The organism is Streptomyces sp. NBC_00096 (assembly GCF_045041305.1).
GTDB lineage: Bacteria > Actinomycetota > Actinomycetes > Streptomycetales > Streptomycetaceae > Streptomyces.
This window is the reverse complement of the sequence record NZ_CP108221.1, coordinates 24,929-41,709: the sequence shown is the minus strand read 5'-3', so window position 1 is coordinate 41,709 and position 16,781 is coordinate 24,929. Positions and strand designations below refer to the sequence as shown.

Genomic DNA, 16,781 nt, shown 5'->3' with positions numbered 1-16,781 from the left:
TCCCCTCCTTCCGATCCGTCCCGGGTCATCGTCTCATCCGGCGTGTGGATCTCCATAGTCGCCGATGGAGAAAGCGCTTTCTATCACCCGTACGAGTCTTGCACCGTCATGTTGCCCGGCCCTAGCCTGATGGCAGTGAAAGCGCTTTCTATCCTGCTTTCCCTGCAACACCACACGAGCAACACCCCACGGGCAATACCGCACAAGCGACACCGCACAAGACGAAGGAGGGGGACACCGTGCAGCGCAGGACGATCAAGATCGCCATGAACGGCGTCACCGGGCGGATGGGATACCGCCAGCACCTGGTCCGCTCCCTGCTCGCACTGCGCGAGCAGGGCGGGCTCGACCTCGGCGACGGCACGGTGCTGTGGCCGGAGCCGGTGCTGGTCGGCCGCCGCGAGGCGGCCCTTCGGGCCATCGCCGAAGAGCACGGGCTGGAGCACGTGAGCACGGACCTGCCGGCGGTGCTGGCCGACCCCGAGGTCGAGATCTACTTCGACGCCCAGGTCACCAGAGCCCGCGAGGCTGCCGTGCGGCAGGCCATAGCGGCCGGCAAGCACGTGTACTGCGAGAAGCCCACCGCCCTCACCTTCGAGTCCTCCCTGGAGCTGGCCCGGCTGGCCGACGCGGCCGGGATCAAGCACGGAGTGGTGCAGGACAAGCTGTTCCTGCCGGGTCTGCTGAAGCTGAAGCGGCTCATCGACGGCGGCTTCTTCGGCGAGATCCTGTCCGTGCGCGGCGAGTTCGGGTACTGGGTCTTCGAAGGCGACTGGCAGCCCGCGCAGCGCCCTTCGTGGAACTACCGGACTCAGGACGGCGGGGGCATCGTCGCCGACATGTTCCCGCACTGGGAGTACCTGCTGCACGAGCTGTTCGGCCGGGTCCGCACGGTGCAGGCGCTGACACGCACCCACATCGGCCGCCGCTGGGACGAGGAGGGCAAGCCGTACGAGGCCACCGCGGACGACGCGGCGTACGGGATCTTCGAGCTGGAGGGCGGCGCGGTCGCTCAGATCAACTCCTCCTGGGCGGTCCGGGTCAACCGCGACGAGCTGGTGGAGTTCCAGGTCGACGGCACGCACGGCTCGGCCGTCGCGGGGCTGCGCGGCTGCCGGATCCAGCACCGTGCGGCGACTCCGAAGCCGGTGTGGAATCCGGACCTGCCGCTGACCGAGCGGTTCCGGGACCAGTGGCAGGAGGTTCCGGACAACAGCCCTGCCGACAACGGTTTCAAAGCCCAGTGGGAGCTGTTCCTGCGCCACGTCGTCCTGGACGAGCCCTGGCAGTGGGACCTGCTGGCCGGGGCCCGCGGGGTGCAGCTCGCCGATCTCGGGCTCCGCTCCTCCGCCGAGGGCCGGCGGCTCGTGGTACCGGAGGTGGCGTTGTGAGCATCCGACTGCCCTCGGTGGACGGCGGATTCCGGCTCCACTCGCCGGTCGCCGCCCCGCTGGCGCCGCTGGCCTGCGGCCCGGCCCGCAGCCGCACCTTCTATTCGGCCGCGCACGTGGTCGCCGACCCGCTGTTCGCCTCGTCCGAAGCGGAGCCGGTGATCGACTGGGAGAGCACGCTGGCCTTCCGGCACCGGCTGTGGGCCCAGGGCCTCGGGGTCGCCGAGGCCATGGACACGGCGCAGCGCGGGATGGGCCTGGACTGGCCGGTCGCGGCGGAGCTGATCCGCCGGTCGACCGCCGAGGCCCGCTCGGTGGACGGCCGGATCGTCTGCGGGGCGGGGACCGATCAGCTGGCTCCGGACACCGCGCATTCCCTGGCCGCCGTGACCGCGGCGTACGAGGAGCAGCTGGCGCACGTGGAGGCCTGCGGGGCACCGGCGGTGCTCATGGCCTCGCGGGCCCTGGCCACGGCGGCGCGCGGCCCGGAGGACTACCTGGAGGTGTACGGGCGGCTGCTGAGGCAGAGTTCCCGGCCGGTCGTCCTGCACTGGCTGGGGCCGATGTTCGACCCCGCGCTGGAGGGGTACTGGGGCCACGAGGACCTGGACGAGGCCACGGACGTCTTCCTGAAGATCATTTCGGAGTATCCGGAAAAGGTCGACGGGATCAAGGTCTCGCTGCTCAACGCGGGGCGCGAAGTGGAGATCCGGCGGCGGCTGCCGGCGGGCGTGCGCTGCTACACGGGCGACGACTACCACTATCCGGAGCTGATCGCCGGGGACGGGGAGCTGGCCAGCGACGCCCTTCTGGGCATCTTCGATCCGATCGCCCCGATCGCGGCGCGGGCCGCGCTCGCCCTCGACCAGGACGACGCCGCGGGGTTCCGCGAGCTGCTGGATCCGACGGTGGCGCTGTCCCGGCACCTGTTCGCGCCGCCCACCCGCTACTACAAGACGGGCGTGGTGCTGCTGGCCTGGCTGGCGGGATACCAGGGGCACTTCGCGATGGTGGGCGGACTGCACTCGGCCCGCTCCCTTCCCCATCTGTGCACCGCGTACGAACTGGCCGACGACCTGGGCCTGTTCCCGGACCCTGAGCTCGCCGAGGGCCGGATGCGGCAGCTGCTGGCCCTGCACGGGGTGACCTCGTGAGCCCGGCGCCGGCGCCCGACCGGTTCAGCCTGAACCAGGAGACGGTCCGGCAGTGGTCGCTGCCCGAGCTGGTCGCCGGCTGCACGGCGGCCGGGGTCCGCGCGGTCGGGCTGTGGCGCGATCCGGTACGGCGGTTCGGGGTGCGGGAGACCGCGAAACTGATTGCCGGGGCCGGCCTGCGGGTCAGCTCACTGTGCCGGGGCGGCTTCTTCACTGCCGCCGATCCGGTGGGACGGGCAGCCGCTCTGGAAGACAACCGCCGGGCCGTGGAGGAAGCCGCCGAGCTGGGCGCCGACACGCTGGTCCTGGTCTCGGGCGGGCTGCCGGACGGGGACCGGGACCTGAGCGGAGCCCGGGAGCGGATCGTCGGCATCCTGGGCGACCTGGCCCCGTACGCCGCCGCGCACGGGGTGCGTCTGGGGATCGAGCCGCTGCACCCGATGTACGCGGCGGACCGCTGCGTGGTCTCCACCCTGGGCCAGGCCCTGGACATCGCCGAGCGGTTCCCGGCGCGGCAGGTGGGCGTGGTCGTCGACGCCTACCACCTGTGGTGGGACGAGCGCTTCCCCTCCGAGGTGCTGCGGGCCGGCGAGGCCGGACGGATCGTGTCGGTCCAGGTGGCCGACTGGGTGACCCCGCTTCCCGAGGGCGTGCTGCTGGGCCGGGGGCAGCTGGGCGACGGCTCGATCGACCTGCGGGCCTTCCGTGAACTGACCGACGCAGCCGGGTATCTGGGGCCGGTGGAGGTGGAGATCTTCAATCCGGGGCTGTGGGCCCGGGACGGTGGGGAGGTGCTCCAGGAGGTGATCGACCGCTACCGCGAGCACGTCGCGTGAGGTAGCGGGGGGGGCGGACAACCCGGGGGGCCGGAGCGTTTCAGTCAAAGGAGACTGCGATGACAGATGTGTGGAGCCGCCGTGCCTTCCTCACGGCGGTGGGCGGAAGTGTGGTGCTGCTCGGCACTCCGGCCTTCCAGGCGGCCGCCGGGACGGTGACATCGGTCCACGAGGCCATGCGCACGGTGTGGCAGGGGCTCGTCCTGGGGGCTCCGTTCTCCCCCACAGCGGAGCCGTTCCGCACCCGGCTGGCGGCACTGGGCGCGCAGGCGGGGCAGTGGCGCTCCGCCATGGCCCCGGCCACCGGATCGCTCTGGCCCGACCAGGTGTTCACCACGGACCCCGAATGGCTGGCACAGAGCTACTACCGGCTGCGCGGCATGGCGGAGGCCTACGTCCGGCCCGGGACGGGGCTCACCGGCGACGCCGCACTGCGCACGGCCGTACTGACGGGGCTGGATCATCTCCACGCCCAGGCCTACAACGCCGGCCAGACGCGGTACGGCAACTGGTGGTGCTGGCAGATCGGCGCCCCACAGGCGCTGCTCGACACCGTCGTCCTGATGTACGGCCAGTTGTCCGCCTCCCAGCTCGCGGACTACTGCGCCGCCGTGGACCATTTCGTGCCCGATTCCTCGGTCGGCGCGTACACGGGGACGAGTACCGGAGCGAACCGGGTGGACCTGTGCCGGGTGCTCGCGCTGCGCGGCGTGGTCGGCGGGGACGACGCGAAGATCGCCCTGGCCCGGGACGCGCTCTCACCGGTCTTCCCGTACGTCACCACCGGTGACGGGCTCTACCGGGACGGATCCTTCGTCCAGCACTTCTACGTCGCGTACACCGGCTCGTACGGGGCGGTGATGCTCGGCGGACTGGGCATGCTTTTCGGCCTGTTGAAGGGGACGGCGTGGGAGGTCACGGACCCCGGCGCGCAGACCGTCTTCGACGCGGTCGAGCACGCGTGGGCGCCGTTCCTCTTCAACGGGCTGATCATGGACGCGGTGTCGGGGCGGGCGCCCAGCCGCGGCGTCCAGGTAGCCGATCCCCTCCGGATCCAGACGGACGACCACACCCGCGGGCACGCCGTACTCGCCGCGATCCTGCTCCTCGCCGAAGGCGCGAGCAGTGCCGAACGGGCCTGCTGGCGGGCCCTGGTGAAGGGCTGGGTGGCACGGGACTACTACAGTCCCCCGTCGGCGGATGCCACGCAGACCCTGTCGGCCCTGGCCAGGCTCTCCGAGGTCGCGGCGGACACCGCGGTGACGGCCGCGCCTGAACCGGTGGCGCACCGGCTGTTCCCCTCGATGGACCGGGCGGCGCACCGGCGGCCGGGCTGGGCGGCCTCCCTGTCCATGTCCTCGAAGCGGATCACGCACTACGAGACGGGCAACGGCGAGAACCTGCGCGGCTGGCACACCGGCAGCGGCATGCTCTGCTGGTGGGGCTCCAGCTACGGGAACGGCCAGTACTCGGACGCGTTCTGGCCCACGGTCGATCCGTACCGGCTGCCGGGGACGACCGTGTCGCGCAAGGTGCTCGCCGACGGCGCGGGCGGCGACTGGGGGGCCTCCCGGCCGGACGCCACCTGGGTGGGGGGTACGACGGACGGAGAGTTCGCCTCGGTGGGCCAGCACCTCAAGGGGCTGGGGAGCACCCTCACGGCCCGCAAATCGTGGTTCTTCCTGGACGACACGGTGGTCTGCCTGGGCGCGGGGATCAGTGCCACCGACGGCACCGCGGTCGATACGGTCATCGACAACCGGAATCTGGGCGCGGCCGGGAGTCACGCACTGACCGTCGGCGGCACGGTCCAGCCGGCCGCCCTGGGCTGGACCGCTTCCTTCCCCGGGCCCGGATGGGCGCACCTGGCGGGCTTCGGCGGGTACGTGATGTCGGGGTCTGGCACCTTCAGGGCGCTGCGGGAGGCCCGCACCGGCCGGTGGAGCGATATCAACCGGAGCTCCTCCACCACGGCCCTGACCCGGCGGTACCTGACCCTCTGGTACGACCACGGGACGGATCCGGCCGGCGGCAGTTACGTCTACCAGCTGATGCCCGGCGCCTCGGCCGCCCAGACCTCGGCGCGGTCCGCCGCCACGGGATGGCTCACGGTGCTCTCCAACAACGTGACCGCCCAGGGTGTGGCGGTGGGCTCGCTCGGCTTCACGGGGGTCAACTTCTGGCAGGCCGCGACGGTCGGCACCCTGTGGGCGAGCGCGCCGTGTTCGGTGACGGTGCGGGAGCCCGGCGACGGCACGGCAGCGCTCCGCGTCTCGGACCCGACCCGCACCCTGACGGCGCTGACCTTGGTGTGGAACCGGCCCGTGGCCCAGGTGCTGACCCGGGCGGCGAGCGTGGTCTCGGCAACCACCGGGGCCACGCTCCAGCTGGGCTTCGGCAGCCTCACCGCGCTGGAAGGGGCCGGCCAGGAGGTGGTGGTCCGGTTGGGGTGACTTCCAGGCTCCGGGCGCGCTCTCCTGACCGGATCCCCGGCCGAGCGCGGGGCGGTAGATGTGTAGGCCACACGGTGACATAGCGTGCCCTTCATGGATCAGGAGCACATAGCCGGGGACGGCGAAGGCGCGGGCAGGCGGCGGTTCCTCGCCCTGGCGACGGGGGCGGCGGCCACCGCCGCCGGGCTGGGGGCCGTGGCCGGCTGCGCGAACGGGGACGCCGGGGAGGCGGAGGGGGCGGGGCCCGGCCCGAGCCCCAAGCCTGCCGGCTCTCCGGAGAAGGACGGGCCGCACGGCTTCGACGTCAAGGCCGAGAACGCCCGCCCGGGGAACGCCGACTGGCAGGTCACCAAGGCCGGGCCGGCGCGGGCCATCGAGGGCTTCGCCGACAGGGTCAGCGTCCTGCCCGGCGAGCCCTTCGGCCTGCACGTCTCCACCACCGCGCCCCGGTTCACCGTCTCCGCCTACCGCATGGGCTGGTACGGCGGGGCCCGGGCCCGGCTGGTCTGGCGGTCCGAAGCCCTGCCCGGGGTGCGTCAGCCCGACCACACGGTGGATTCCGGGACCCGCATGGTCCGCACCCGGTGGACCCGTAGCGCCACCGTCGAGACGAAGGACTGGCCCGAAGGCTGCTACCTGCTCCGCCTCGACGCGCAGGGCGGAGAGGGCCAGCGCTTCGTCCCCGTCACCGTGCGGTCCGCCGGCGCGTCAGGACGTACCGTCGTCGTCAACGCGGTGGCGACCTGGCAGGCGTACAACCGGTGGGGCGGCTACGGCAGTTACGACGGCCCCAGCGGCGGCTACGCCTCCCGCTCGCTCGCCGTGACCTTCGACCGGCCCTACGAGTACGACGACGGCGCGGGCCTGTTCCTCGTCTACGAGGCCCCGCTGCTCGCGCTCGCCGAGCGGCTCGGCATCCCCCTGGGCTACACGACGACCACCGACGTGGCCCGGGAGAAGCGGCTGCTGGAAGGCGCTTCGGCGGTCCTGTCCCTCGGGCACGACGAGTACTGGTCGCCCGAGCAGCGCGCGCACTTCACCGCCGCCCGGGACGCCGGCACCAACATCGCGATCCTCGGTGCGAACTGCTGCTACCGCCGGATCCGGCTGGAGGCCTCCGACCTGGGACCGGACCGCACGGTGGTCTGCTACAAGTCCTCCTACGACCAGGACCCCGGTTTCAAACGCGGCCACCCGGCCACCGTCGACTTCCGTTCCCCGCCCGCCGCGGACCCGGAGAGCTCGCTGCTCGGCGTGATCTACGACGGCTACCCGGTGGACGCCCCGTACGTGGTGACCAACCCGGGCCACTGGCTCTTCGAGGGCACCGGCGCCAAGGCGGGCGACACGTTCGCGCACCTGGTCGGCGTGGAGTACGACAAGGTCAACACCGGTTTCACGACCCCCCGCCCGATCGAGATCCTGGCCCACTCCCCCGTGGTCTGCGAGGGCCGTCCCAGCCACCAGGACACGGCGTACTACACGGTGCCGAGCGGCGCCGCCGTCCTCGCGACCGGAACGATGCGCTGGGTCGAGGCCCTCGACGCGAAGGGCGACGGCCGCAGCGGCGCCAACCACGGCCTGGACGCACGCTCGGGCGCCCTGACCACACGGGTGACGGAGAACCTGCTGCGCGCCTTCGCCGCGGGCCCGGCGGGACGGACGCATCCGGCGCAGGACAACGTGAAGGCGGTGTACGGGGGTTCGGGGAGCTGATCCGGAGGCCCGAGGGCCGCTCAGACGGGTGCGGCGCCCGGGCCGGCACCGGCGTCGGGCAGGCCCTCGCCCTCGGGGAGGAAGGACGGATGACCGGCGGCGCCGCCCCCGCACCGGGGCGCCGCACCTCGCCGGGCGGTTCGGAAGGCCTGGACTCCATACGTAAGGGATGTTTAGGATCATGTCGCGGCATCGCGTGTCGGTCACCGGCTGGGTGAGACATGGAGGTGCCGGGACATGCCTTTCGGAGGCATCCACTCATGACGATCCAGCTCAACCACACGATCATCCACTCCCGTGACAACCGGGAGTCCGCGGAATTCCTGGCGTACTTCCTGGGCCTCGAAGTCGGGGCGCCCTGGGGCCCCTTCATCCCCGTCGAAACCGCCAACGGCGTCACCCTGGACTTCGCGACCGTCCCGGACGGGTCCATCACCCCGCAGCACTACGCGTTCCTCGTCTCCGAGACCGAGTTCGACGAGGCCTTCGCGCGGATCCAGCGGGCGAAGATCACCTACTTCGCGGACCCGCACGGCCGGCACCCCGGCGAGATCAACCACAACGACGGCGGCCGCGGCGTGTACTTCCAGGACCCCTCGGGGCACGGCATGGAACTGATCACCCGGCCGTACGGCGGTTTCAAGGAGTAGCACCGGAGCGGGGTCCGCCACCGCCCCGAGCGGATGCGGATGCGGCTCGGCGCCCGGCAGGTCAGCAAGTCGGCAAGTCGGCAAGTCGGCAAGTCGGCAAGTCGGCAAGTCAGTCGAGCATGCGCCGCATGACCCGCTCCGGCAGCGCCGGGTTCCGCGCCGCCGCCCTCGCCGTCTGCTCGTCGCCGAGCAGCCCGGCCAGGGCGGGCACCGGCAGTCGCGGGTGCCGGGCGGCGAGCTGTCGGACGCAGGGGTCCGGGTCGTCGAGCAGTCGCAGCACCGACTCCGCGGAAAGCCGGGGGTCGGTCGCCGCCCGGGCCCGGACCTCCTCGTCCCCGTCCCGGCTGAAGCGTTCCACCAGCTCCGCCGTCGAGTCCGGGTCGTCCAGCGCCAGCTGCCGCAGCCGCCGGTCGGGATCCCCGGCGTAGCGGAGGAGGTCCCGGCCGGGGAAGTTCGGGTGGCCGTAGGGCCGGTCGGGCGTGGACAGGCTCCCGGTCCACCAGTTCCAGACCTCCAGCAGCATGTCCGCCGGGGCGTCTTCGCACTCCTCCGCGAGGAAGAGCCGCACGACCCGGTCCTCGTCCCGGGCCAGCCGCTCCACGACATCGGCCGGCAGCCGCCGGGCCGTCGCCACACTGCTCCGCAGCACGGGATGGACGGAGGCGGCGAGCCGCCGCATCGCCCCGGGGTCGCCGTGCAGGGCCACCACCCACGGGACCGTGCGCCGCATCCCGTCCAGCTCCAAGCCCGCCAGGAGGCCGGCCCGCTGATCTTCCGTCAGCTCGGGCCGCACCGATGCGGCGAGGCGTACGCCGTGCTCCGGATCGGCGGCGAGTACGGCGACCAGGTCCGGGCCCAGGTACGGGTTCTCCGCGAGTCTCCGCCGCACGGAGGGCTCCTCGTCCGCGCAGAGCCGGGCCGCCAGGTCCGGTTCGAGCCGCAGGGCCTCCACCGCGGCGTACTTCCCGTGCAGGGTGTCGAACAGTTCGGCCGTGACCGGGACCTCCTCGTGGCGGGCCACCGCGACGGCCCTGCGCACCGTCTCGTGGGGGTCCGCGGCCAGCCGGTCCCGCACCTCGTCCCCGAGCTCCGCCCAGGCCGCCCCGCAGACCGCCGCGCGTACGGTCGCCGCCGGATCGCGGGCCAGGGCGGCGAGCAGCCGCTCCGGCAGGCCGGGCAGGCTCGCGGCGTCCGCCCTGACCGCGTGGGAGCCGGCAGTGGTCAGCGCCTCGTACGCCTCCTCCGTCAACGGCACCCCGGCGTCGGCCGCCAGGGCAGCCACCAAGTACCTCCGCTGCGAGCCTGCCTCTCCCAGCACGAGCCGGGACCACTGATCGGCGGTCAGCGGGACGCAGGTCCGGGTACCGGTCCTGGAGAACCGCATCGTGGCGCCCCGGTACTCGGCGAGAGCGCCGCGCACGCGCCGGTCCGGATGCCCGATCGCCGCCTCCAGCACCGCCTGCGGCAGGTCCGGCCGGTGCAGCAGCTGCTCGCTGGCGCCGATCAGCCCCACCAGGATCCCGTCGGGCGCGGCACGGTTCATGCTCAGACCCTCGCGACGGGCCCGGCGCAGCCGATCCCCCGCCGCCTCCCCGAACTCCAGCCCGTCCCAGTCCGGCACGTCAGTGCCCTGTTCGCTCCCCATCCTCCGGAAGGTAGACGATGCTCGGCGCGCCCGTCGTCGGGTGGGTGGCGATGCGGGTGCGCACCCCGTACACCTCTGCCAGCAGCGGCTCCGTCAATACCTGCGCCGGGGTGCCCGATGCGGCGACGCGGCCGCCCGCCAGGACGTACAGGCGGTCGCAGTACATCGCCGCCAGGTTGAGGTCGTGCAGGACCAGCAGGCCGGTGGCCGGCAGGGCGCGGACCAGGCCGAGGATCTCCAGCTGGTAGCGGATGTCCAGGTGGTTGGTCGGCTCGTCCAGGGCGAGCAGGCCGGGGTCCTGGACCAGGGCGCGGGCCACCAGGGCGCGCTGGCGCTCGCCGCCGGAGAGCCCGTCGAAACGGCGCCCGGCGAGCGCGGCCGCGCCGACGGTGTCCAGGGCCTCGGCGACGCGCCGTACGTCGTCCGGGCCGTCCTGCTCCCAGAACCTCTTGTGCGGGCTGCGCCCCATGGCCACCACCTCGCGCACGGTCAGCCCGAAGGTGCCGGCCGCGTCCTGGGGCACGACCGCCACCCGCCGGGCACGGTCCTTGACCCCCAGCGTGGCCGCGTCCGTGCCGTCCAGCACCACGCGCCCGCCGCTCGGGCGCAGGGTGCCGTAGACGCAGCGCAGCAGCGTGGTCTTGCCGCTGCCGTTGGGCCCGACCACGCCGACCGTCTCGCCGGGGCGGGCGGTGAGGTCGATCCCGTGCAGCAGCGGCTGCCCGTCGATCTCATAACGCACGTCCTCGACGACGAGTTCCACCGGACCGGAGACCGTACCGGACACCCGACCGGAGACCCGACCGGAGACCCGACCGGATAGCCGCCCCGAGACCGGCCCCGAGACCGGCCGCGCCGCCCCTGCCGCCCTACCCGCCGTCATCCCACGACCCCTTCGCTCCGGCTGGACCCGCGCAGCATCCACAGGAAGAACGGTCCGCCGACGAGAGCCGTGACCACACCGACCGGGATCTCCTCCGGCGCGGCGGCGGTACGGGCCACCAGGTCGGCCAGGGTCAGGAACACCGCCCCGCCCAGGGCGGCCACCGGCAGCAGCGCCCGGTGCCCGGCGCCGACGACCATGCGGGCGGCGTGCGGAACCATCAGCCCCACGAAGCCGATCGCCCCGCTGTAGGCCACCAGCACCCCGATGACCAGCGAGGTGAGGACGAAGACGGCGGCCCGGAACCGGCTGGTGTCCAGGCCGAGCGTGTGGGCGCCCTCCTCCCCCGCGAGCAGCAGGTCGAGCGGCCGGGCGAGGGCGACCAGCAGCCCGGTGCCGAGGAGCAGGGCGCCGGCGGGCAGGGCCAGTTCGCCCCAGCGGGCCCCGCCGAGTCCGCCGAGCGTCCAGAACAGCACGCTGCGGATCTGGTCGGGGTGCGCGGCCAGCACCAGGATGAGGCTGGTCAGGGCGGACAGGACGTACTGCACCGCGACTCCGGCGAGGATCAGCCGGCCGGTGGTCATGGCGCCGCCGCGCCGGGCCATCGCGTAGACGGCGACGAGTGCGCCCATCGACCCGGCGAAGGCGGCGAGCGGTACGGCGGCCCCGCCCGCGAACCCGAGGACCCCGGCGCCGAAGACGATCACCAGCACCGCTCCCGCCGAGGCCCCGGAGGAGGCTCCGAGCAGGAACGGGTCGGCGAGCGGATTGCGTACGAGGGCCTGGAGCACGGTTCCCGCGACGGCCAGTCCCGCGCCGACGACGGCCCCGAGCAGGACGCGCGGCATCCGGACGTCCCACACGATCGCCCCGAAGGCGCCCGCGCCCCCTCCCGGTCCGGGTCCCCCGAGCACGATGTCGAGCACCTGGCCGGGAGGGATCCGTACCGGCCCCAGGGCCAGCCCCGCCACGGCCGACGCGGCCAGCGCGCCGGCGAGTACGGCCAGGACGAGCGGTGTACGGGTGGACGCGCGGGCGAACCGACGCCTCACGCGGCGTCGGGGTGGAGCCCGCCGCCCAGCGACTCCACGGCGTCGGCCACGCGCACGCCGAGTACCGCGGAGGACAGCGGCAGTACGACGAACCGCTGGTTCCTGACGGCGGGAACCTGCGCCAGCGCCGGGTCGTTCAACAGGCGCTGCTTCTTGGCTTCGACGGTGGTGCCGCCGTAGTCGTAGATGAGGACGACCTCGGGCTTGCGCTCGATGACCTTCTCCCACGACACGTCGCCGAAGGTGTCCTCGAGGTCGGCGAACACGTTCGTCCCGCCCGCCAGCGAGACGATCTCGTTGCCGATGCCCTTGCCTCCCGAGGTGAAGGCGGAGGCCTCGCCCGAGTCGTAGACGAAGACGGCGGGCCGGGCCTTGTCCTTCACCCGCCCGCGAACGGCGTCGATGCGGCGCTGTTCGTCCGCGATGAGCTTGTCGCCGCGCTCGGGCACACCGAAGGTCCGCGCCACTTCGGTGATCTCGGTCCTGAGCTGTTCCAGGCCGACCTTCCCGTCGGTGCAGTACTCCACGCTGAGCCGGGAGTTGATGCCGGACTTCGCGAGGCCCTCGCGGTCGCGGCCCTGCGCCTTGTCGAAGGCGCTGGAGTAACCCCCGTACACGAAATCGGGGTTGGCGCCGAGCAGGACCTCCTTGGAGGGGTACTCCTTCGCCAGCACCTTGATCTTGTCGTAGGCGGGTCGGTAGGCGGGCAGCACGGCGTCGTCGAGGTAGGCCGTCCCGGCCATCTTCTCCTCCAGCCCGAGGGCCAGGAGGATCTCGGTGGCGTGCTGGTTCATCGCGACGGCGCGCCGCGGCGGCGCCTGATAGGTGCTGCTGACACCGCAGTTGGTGACGGTGTACGGGTACCCGGGCGCGGCGCCCGCCCCCGCGGCCGCGTCGTTCGCCCCGGCCGGGGATCCCGCCGGGGCCCCGCACGCGGTCAGCGGTATCAGGAGCGGGACGGGCAGGAGCGCGCGCAGAAGTGCGCGGGGGTACGACGGCATGACGAAGCCTCTCCGGGGGATCCGCGTCCCCTGGTCGAACCGAAAAGGCGGTGCGTCAGTGTCTGGCTCCGGTTCCCCTGGGGGTTCCGGTCACAGTGGCGGGACCGCACCGGATTCGCACCGGATTCCTGTCCTGCACCGCCTGGATGACCCGGTCCACTCTGCCATACGGAGTGCGATCATCCGTTCGGGTGCAGCGCGTCGGCCGTCCGGGAGGCGAGCGTCCGCAGGGCCTCTTCGGAGGGGGATCCCGGCTCGGCGGTGTAGAGGTAGAGGGCCTGGTCGGGGTCGTCCGGGAGGGTGAGGGACTCGTACTCCAGGGCCAGTTCACCGACGACGGGGTGGCGGTAGCGCTTGGTGCCGTGGGTGTATTCGAGCACGTCGTGCGCGGCCCACCACTGCCGGAAGTCCTCGTCGCTCTCCGACAGTTCGTCGACGAGGGGGCGCAGCGCGGGGTCGTACGGGTGCCGGCCCGCGTAGAGCCGCAGCGCGGCGACGGCTCCGCGCGCGCCGGTCTCCCAGTCGGCGAGGAGCTCGCGGGCGGCGGGGTCGAGGAAGATGAAGCGGGCGAGGTTGCGGTCCCGGTGGGCCAGTGCGTCGAAGTCGGTGTAGAGGGCCTTGGCGAGCCGGTTCGCGGCCAGGACGTCCAGCCGGTGCCCCATGATCATCGCCGGGGTGCCGTCCAGGGCGTCCAGCACCCGGTACAGCCCGGCCCGCACGCGCTGCGGTACGGCGGCTCCGGTGGATCCGGCGGCGCGGACGGTTCCGGGCGCGGATCCGCGTACGGGGTCGCTTCCCGGCTGGTGTCCGCGCCCATGCCCGAGCCCATGTCCTGGCCCATGTCCTGGCCCATCTCTGAGCCCATCTCCGAGCCCGAGCCCGAGCCCGAGCCCGAGCCCGAGCCCGTGCCCATGTCCGTGGCCGTTTCCGCCTCCGCCTCCGGACCCGCGCCCGTCGGCCCGCTGCGGCCGGGCCAGGTCGAAGAGGTGGCTGCGCTCGGTGGCGTCGAGCCGTAGCGCACGGGCCACCGCGTCGAGCACCTCGGTGGAAACGTGCAGGTTGCGGCCCTGCTCCAGCCGGATGTAGTAGTCGACGCTGACCCCGGCCAGCTGCGCGACCTCCTCGCGGCGGAGCCCTGGCACCCGTCGCCGGCCCGCGTGCGCGGCGGCGCCGATCTCCTCTGGAGCGATCCGGGCGCGCCGGGAGCGCAGGAAGTCCCGCAGGTCGGGATTGGGCTCGCGCCCGGCAGTGACGGTCATCCCTCCAGGCTAGGCCGTCCCTTCCGAATCTTGCCGGGGGCGCCCGGGCAGGAATGGAAGCGGCCGATCCGCTGTAAGGGGGGGGTCTTGCGTACCCCTGGTACGACTCCACCCCCGGGGCGGCCGGTGGAGCCCGCCGGACGGTGCTCTCCTGGAGAGGTAGCCCGCTCGCCCTGCGTCCCCGCTCCACCCCTCCGCCCCTCCACCCCTCCCCCGTCTCCCCTCCCCGCAAAGGATCAAGATCACCATGGCGAAGCCCCTCGTCGTCGTCACCGGCGCCAGCTCCGGCATCGGCGCGGCCACCGCCCGCCTGCTGTCCTCCCAGGGACACCCCCTGCTCCTGCTCGCCCGCCGGCTGGACAAGCTGGAGGAGCTCGGACTGCCCGACACCCTGTGCCTCAAGGTCGACGTCACCGACCGGGCGGCCGTGGAGGCGGCGGTCCGCGCGGCCGAGGAGCGGTTCGGCCCGGTGGACCTGCTGGTCAACAACGCCGGCGCGATGCTGCTGGGGCGGATCGCCGACCAGCCGGTGGACGAGTGGGAGCGGATGATCGACATCAACGTCAAGGGCCTGCTCTACGGAACCCGCGCGGTCCTCCCCGGCATGATCGCGCGCGGCGCAGGCACGATCGTGAACATCAGCTCCGTCGCGGGCCGCAAGACCTTTCCGAACCACGCGGCGTACGTCGGGACGAAGTTCGCCGTCCACGCGATGTCGGAGAACCTGCGCGAGGAGGTGGCCGCGACCGGGGTCCGGGTGGTGACCATCGCACCGGGCGCCGTGGAGACCGAGCTGCTCTCCCACACCAGCGACGAGCGGATCAAGAGCGACTACCAGGCGTGGAAGGAGTCCGCGGGTGGTGCGCTCGCGCCCCAGGTGGTGGCGGAGGCGATCGCGTACGCCTACGGGCAGCCCCGCAACGTCACCATCCGCGAGATCGTGCTCGCCTCCACCGGCCAGCAGGCCTGACCCACCTCTTCCCCGCCCCGCCCCGAACCAGGGGCACGGCCCCCACCCCGCGTAAATGCAATGGACAGGCCTCCGGTTCCGGGCGAGCATCTCCGCGATGAACAACGAACTCCTCCCCACCCCCCGACGCATCCGCTTCCTCGAGCTCAGCGAGAGGGCGCTGCGCGCGCTGGCCGACGGCGACCTCGCCGGCGGCAGCGCCGAGGCCGGGGCCGTCCTTGACGAACACTTCGTGGGTGAACGGGCCCGCTGGATCTTCGGCTACCGTGCCGACCAGCTCGCCAGGGATCCGTCCGCCGCACCGTGGACCGTTCGGGCCGCGGTCTCCGAGCCGGACGGGACCGTGGTCGGCGACGCCGGGTTCCACGGCCCGCCGGACGGGGCCGGCATGGTCGAGGTCGGCTTCACCGTCGTGCCCGGGTACCGCCGCCAGGGCTATGCCCGCGCCATACTGGCCGCGCTGCTCGCCAGGGCCGCCGCCGACCCTGACGTCCGGACCGTGCGGGCCCGTATCAGATCCGACAACACCCCTTCCCTGGCCACCATCGCAGGCTTCGGCTTCACCCGCGTCGGCGAGCAGGGGAACGAACAGGAGGGGATCACGCTCGTCTTCGAGATCCCCGCGGCCACGATCCGGACCGCGTAGCCCCACGCCCCGGCGGACACAGGAAAGCCCCCCGGCCTAGTACGGCCGGGGGGCGAGCAGACTCGCGTCTGCCATCTGATCTTGCAGGGGTGGCAGGAGTCGAACCTGCGACATCTGGTTTTGGAGACCAGCGCTCTGACCAGCTGAGCTACACCCCTTCGGTGGGACCAACCATGTCATGGCGCACGCCGAAGATCCACTGAATTCGGCGATCAGCCGCGAGAAAATTCCTCGCGGGTCCTGGCGCCCGAGGACCGGAGCCAGCCGAGCAGCGGCTCGTCTTCGCTGGTCAGGGCGGCGTCGAGCGGGGTCAGCCCGTCGTAGCCGATCCAGTTGATGTCCGCGCCTTGAGACAACAGGTATTGCGCAATGGACAGTTGACCCCCGTGACACGCCCCCCAGAAGGCGCTGTTGACCTCCCCGGGGGCGGCGCCCGCGGCGACGAACTCCTCGACCGGGGACAGCAGTCCGAGGGTGGCCGCGTCCTGGAGGGTGGGGCGCGCGCCGAGCTCGAGGAGTCTGCGCGCCGCCCGCCACTGTCCGAAGCCGCTCGCGTCGGCCAGTGGGCCGCCGCCGCCCAGCACCGAACCCGGGGCGTCGACGTCCGCACCCGATTCGACGAGGGCGTCGATCGCGGTGACGTCGTCGTTGCTCGCGGCCCAGTGCAGCGGGGTCTCGGCGTGCGCGCCGATGAACGGGGCCCCCGGGTCGGCCCCGGCGGCGGTACGGATCACCTCCGCGGTCCGGGGGCGGTGGCCGGGCCAGTCCACGGCGATGTGCAGCAGGCTCCGCTCACCCTCCGCCTCGCCCCGCTTCACGATCCGGCCCCCGGCGAGCCCGGGGTGTTCTGCCAGCAAGCGCTGGAGTCCGTCCAGGTCGCCGCCGCGGATCGCCGCCGCGACGGCGACGGCGAGCGGGTCGTCCGATGCGAGAGAGAGCATGCCGCCCAGGCTACGAGTTCGCCGGCCGCGGCCGGCGTCGACATCACGGGGCACGGGCCGGTGCCGGTACCGGTGCGGGAGCGGGTGCGGGAGCGGGAGCGGGAGCGGGAGCGGGTGCGGGAGCGGGAGCGGGAGCGGGTGCGGGAGCGGGAGCGGGAGCGGGAGCGGGAGCGGGAGCGGGAGC

Annotated in this window: 14 protein-coding genes, 1 tRNA gene and 1 riboswitch; of the genes, 8 read left to right on the top strand and 7 right to left on the bottom strand. The window is 72.9% G+C overall.

The features are described 5' to 3' along the window. Positions 1–266 precede the first annotated feature (266 nt). From OG904_RS00180 to OG904_RS00155, 6 genes are all read left to right on the top strand, one after another. Positions 267–1,391 carry a Gfo/Idh/MocA family protein gene (locus OG904_RS00180; protein WP_405497672.1) on the top strand — a complete coding sequence of 375 codons (1,125 nt, stop codon included), beginning with the start codon at positions 267–269 and terminating at the stop codon, positions 1,389–1,391. Further along, positions 1,388–2,545, top strand: coding sequence for a dihydrodipicolinate synthase family protein (locus tag OG904_RS00175; RefSeq protein WP_405486112.1), 1,158 nt, complete (start codon positions 1,388–1,390; stop codon positions 2,543–2,545). Before OG904_RS00180 ends, OG904_RS00175 begins: the two co-directional genes overlap by 4 nt. Then, positions 2,542–3,381 (top strand): sugar phosphate isomerase/epimerase family protein, encoded by an 840-nt coding sequence (locus tag OG904_RS00170; RefSeq protein ID WP_405486110.1) that lies wholly within the window; start codon positions 2,542–2,544, stop codon positions 3,379–3,381. Before OG904_RS00175 ends, OG904_RS00170 begins: the two co-directional genes overlap by 4 nt. A 59-nt stretch (positions 3,382–3,440) precedes the next feature. Further along, the gene (locus OG904_RS00165; RefSeq protein ID WP_405486108.1) at positions 3,441–5,834 is read left to right on the top strand and encodes a polysaccharide lyase 8 family protein; all 2,394 of its coding nucleotides are present in this window, start codon (positions 3,441–3,443) and stop codon (positions 5,832–5,834) included. Between the two features lie 93 nt (positions 5,835–5,927). Then, a complete protein-coding gene (locus OG904_RS00160) occupies positions 5,928–7,550 on the top strand; it encodes a N,N-dimethylformamidase beta subunit family domain-containing protein (protein ID WP_405486106.1) in 1,623 nt (540 codons plus the stop codon). Between the two features lie 260 nt (positions 7,551–7,810). Next, entirely contained in the window at positions 7,811–8,200 is a 390-nt protein-coding gene (locus tag OG904_RS00155; protein WP_405486104.1) for a VOC family protein, read from the top strand. A gap of 109 nt (positions 8,201–8,309) precedes the next feature. Here the strand turns inward: OG904_RS00155 and OG904_RS00150 are convergent, their stop codons facing one another. The 5 genes from OG904_RS00150 to OG904_RS00130 form a co-directional block, all read right to left on the bottom strand. After that, positions 8,310–9,845, bottom strand: coding sequence for a PE-PGRS family protein (locus OG904_RS00150; RefSeq protein WP_405486102.1), 1,536 nt, complete (start codon positions 9,843–9,845; stop codon positions 8,310–8,312). Then, positions 9,823–10,608, bottom strand: a complete 786-nt coding sequence (locus tag OG904_RS00145; protein ID WP_405486100.1) for an ABC transporter ATP-binding protein — start codon at positions 10,606–10,608, stop codon at positions 9,823–9,825. Before OG904_RS00145 ends, OG904_RS00150 begins: the two co-directional genes overlap by 23 nt. A 116-nt stretch (positions 10,609–10,724) precedes the next feature. Beyond that, positions 10,725–11,780, bottom strand: a complete 1,056-nt coding sequence (locus OG904_RS00140; RefSeq protein WP_405486098.1) for a FecCD family ABC transporter permease — start codon at positions 11,778–11,780, stop codon at positions 10,725–10,727. Beyond that, complete coding sequence (locus OG904_RS00135) at positions 11,777–12,781, bottom strand: ABC transporter substrate-binding protein (RefSeq protein WP_405486096.1); 1,005 nt, start codon at positions 12,779–12,781, stop codon at positions 11,777–11,779. The genes OG904_RS00140 and OG904_RS00135 overlap by 4 nt, the downstream gene beginning before the upstream one ends. A gap of 35 nt (positions 12,782–12,816) precedes the next feature. Next, positions 12,817–12,958: riboswitch (cobalamin riboswitch) on the bottom strand. Positions 12,959–12,960: 2 nt separating this feature from the next. Then, positions 12,961–14,040 carry a helix-turn-helix domain-containing protein gene (locus OG904_RS00130; RefSeq protein WP_405486094.1) on the bottom strand — a complete coding sequence of 360 codons (1,080 nt, stop codon included), beginning with the start codon at positions 14,038–14,040 and terminating at the stop codon, positions 12,961–12,963. 247 nt (positions 14,041–14,287) lie between these two features. Between OG904_RS00130 and OG904_RS00125 the strand changes: the two genes are divergently transcribed. Together OG904_RS00125 and OG904_RS00120 are read left to right on the top strand one after the other, a co-directional pair. After that, positions 14,288–15,010, top strand: a complete 723-nt coding sequence (locus OG904_RS00125) for an SDR family oxidoreductase (RefSeq protein ID WP_405486092.1) — start codon at positions 14,288–14,290, stop codon at positions 15,008–15,010. Positions 15,011–15,107: 97 nt separating this feature from the next. Next, complete coding sequence (locus OG904_RS00120; RefSeq protein ID WP_405486090.1) at positions 15,108–15,656, top strand: GNAT family N-acetyltransferase; 549 nt, start codon at positions 15,108–15,110, stop codon at positions 15,654–15,656. A gap of 84 nt (positions 15,657–15,740) precedes the next feature. Here OG904_RS00120 and OG904_RS00115 read toward each other — a convergent pair. After that, positions 15,741–15,814: transfer RNA gene (locus OG904_RS00115), tRNA-Trp, on the bottom strand. Between the two features lie 54 nt (positions 15,815–15,868). After that, positions 15,869–16,597, bottom strand: a complete 729-nt coding sequence (locus OG904_RS00110; RefSeq protein WP_405486088.1) for an ankyrin repeat domain-containing protein — start codon at positions 16,595–16,597, stop codon at positions 15,869–15,871. Positions 16,598–16,781 lie beyond the last annotated feature (184 nt).

What these genes read in the sequence shown, in the direction of transcription:
- OG904_RS00180 (WP_405497672.1), top strand. Translation starts at nt 267, where the DNA reads ATGAACGGCGTCACCGGGCGGATGGGATACCGCCAGCACCTGGTCCGC.
- OG904_RS00165 (WP_405486108.1), top strand. Translation starts at nt 3,441, where the DNA reads ATGACAGATGTGTGGAGCCGCCGTGCCTTCCTCACGGCGGTGGGCGGA.
- OG904_RS00160 (WP_405486106.1), top strand. Translation starts at nt 5,928, where the DNA reads ATGGATCAGGAGCACATAGCCGGGGACGGCGAAGGCGCGGGCAGGCGG.
- OG904_RS00155 (WP_405486104.1), top strand. Translation starts at nt 7,811, where the DNA reads ATGACGATCCAGCTCAACCACACGATCATCCACTCCCGTGACAACCGG.
- OG904_RS00150 (WP_405486102.1), bottom strand. Translation starts at nt 9,845, where the DNA reads ATGGGGAGCGAACAGGGCACTGACGTGCCGGACTGGGACGGGCTGGAG.
- OG904_RS00135 (WP_405486096.1), bottom strand. Translation starts at nt 12,781, where the DNA reads ATGCCGTCGTACCCCCGCGCACTTCTGCGCGCGCTCCTGCCCGTCCCG.
- OG904_RS00130 (WP_405486094.1), bottom strand. Translation starts at nt 14,040, where the DNA reads ATGACCGTCACTGCCGGGCGCGAGCCCAATCCCGACCTGCGGGACTTC.
- OG904_RS00125 (WP_405486092.1), top strand. Translation starts at nt 14,288, where the DNA reads ATGGCGAAGCCCCTCGTCGTCGTCACCGGCGCCAGCTCCGGCATCGGC.
- OG904_RS00120 (WP_405486090.1), top strand. Translation starts at nt 15,108, where the DNA reads ATGAACAACGAACTCCTCCCCACCCCCCGACGCATCCGCTTCCTCGAG.
- OG904_RS00110 (WP_405486088.1), bottom strand. Translation starts at nt 16,597, where the DNA reads ATGCTCTCTCTCGCATCGGACGACCCGCTCGCCGTCGCCGTCGCGGCG.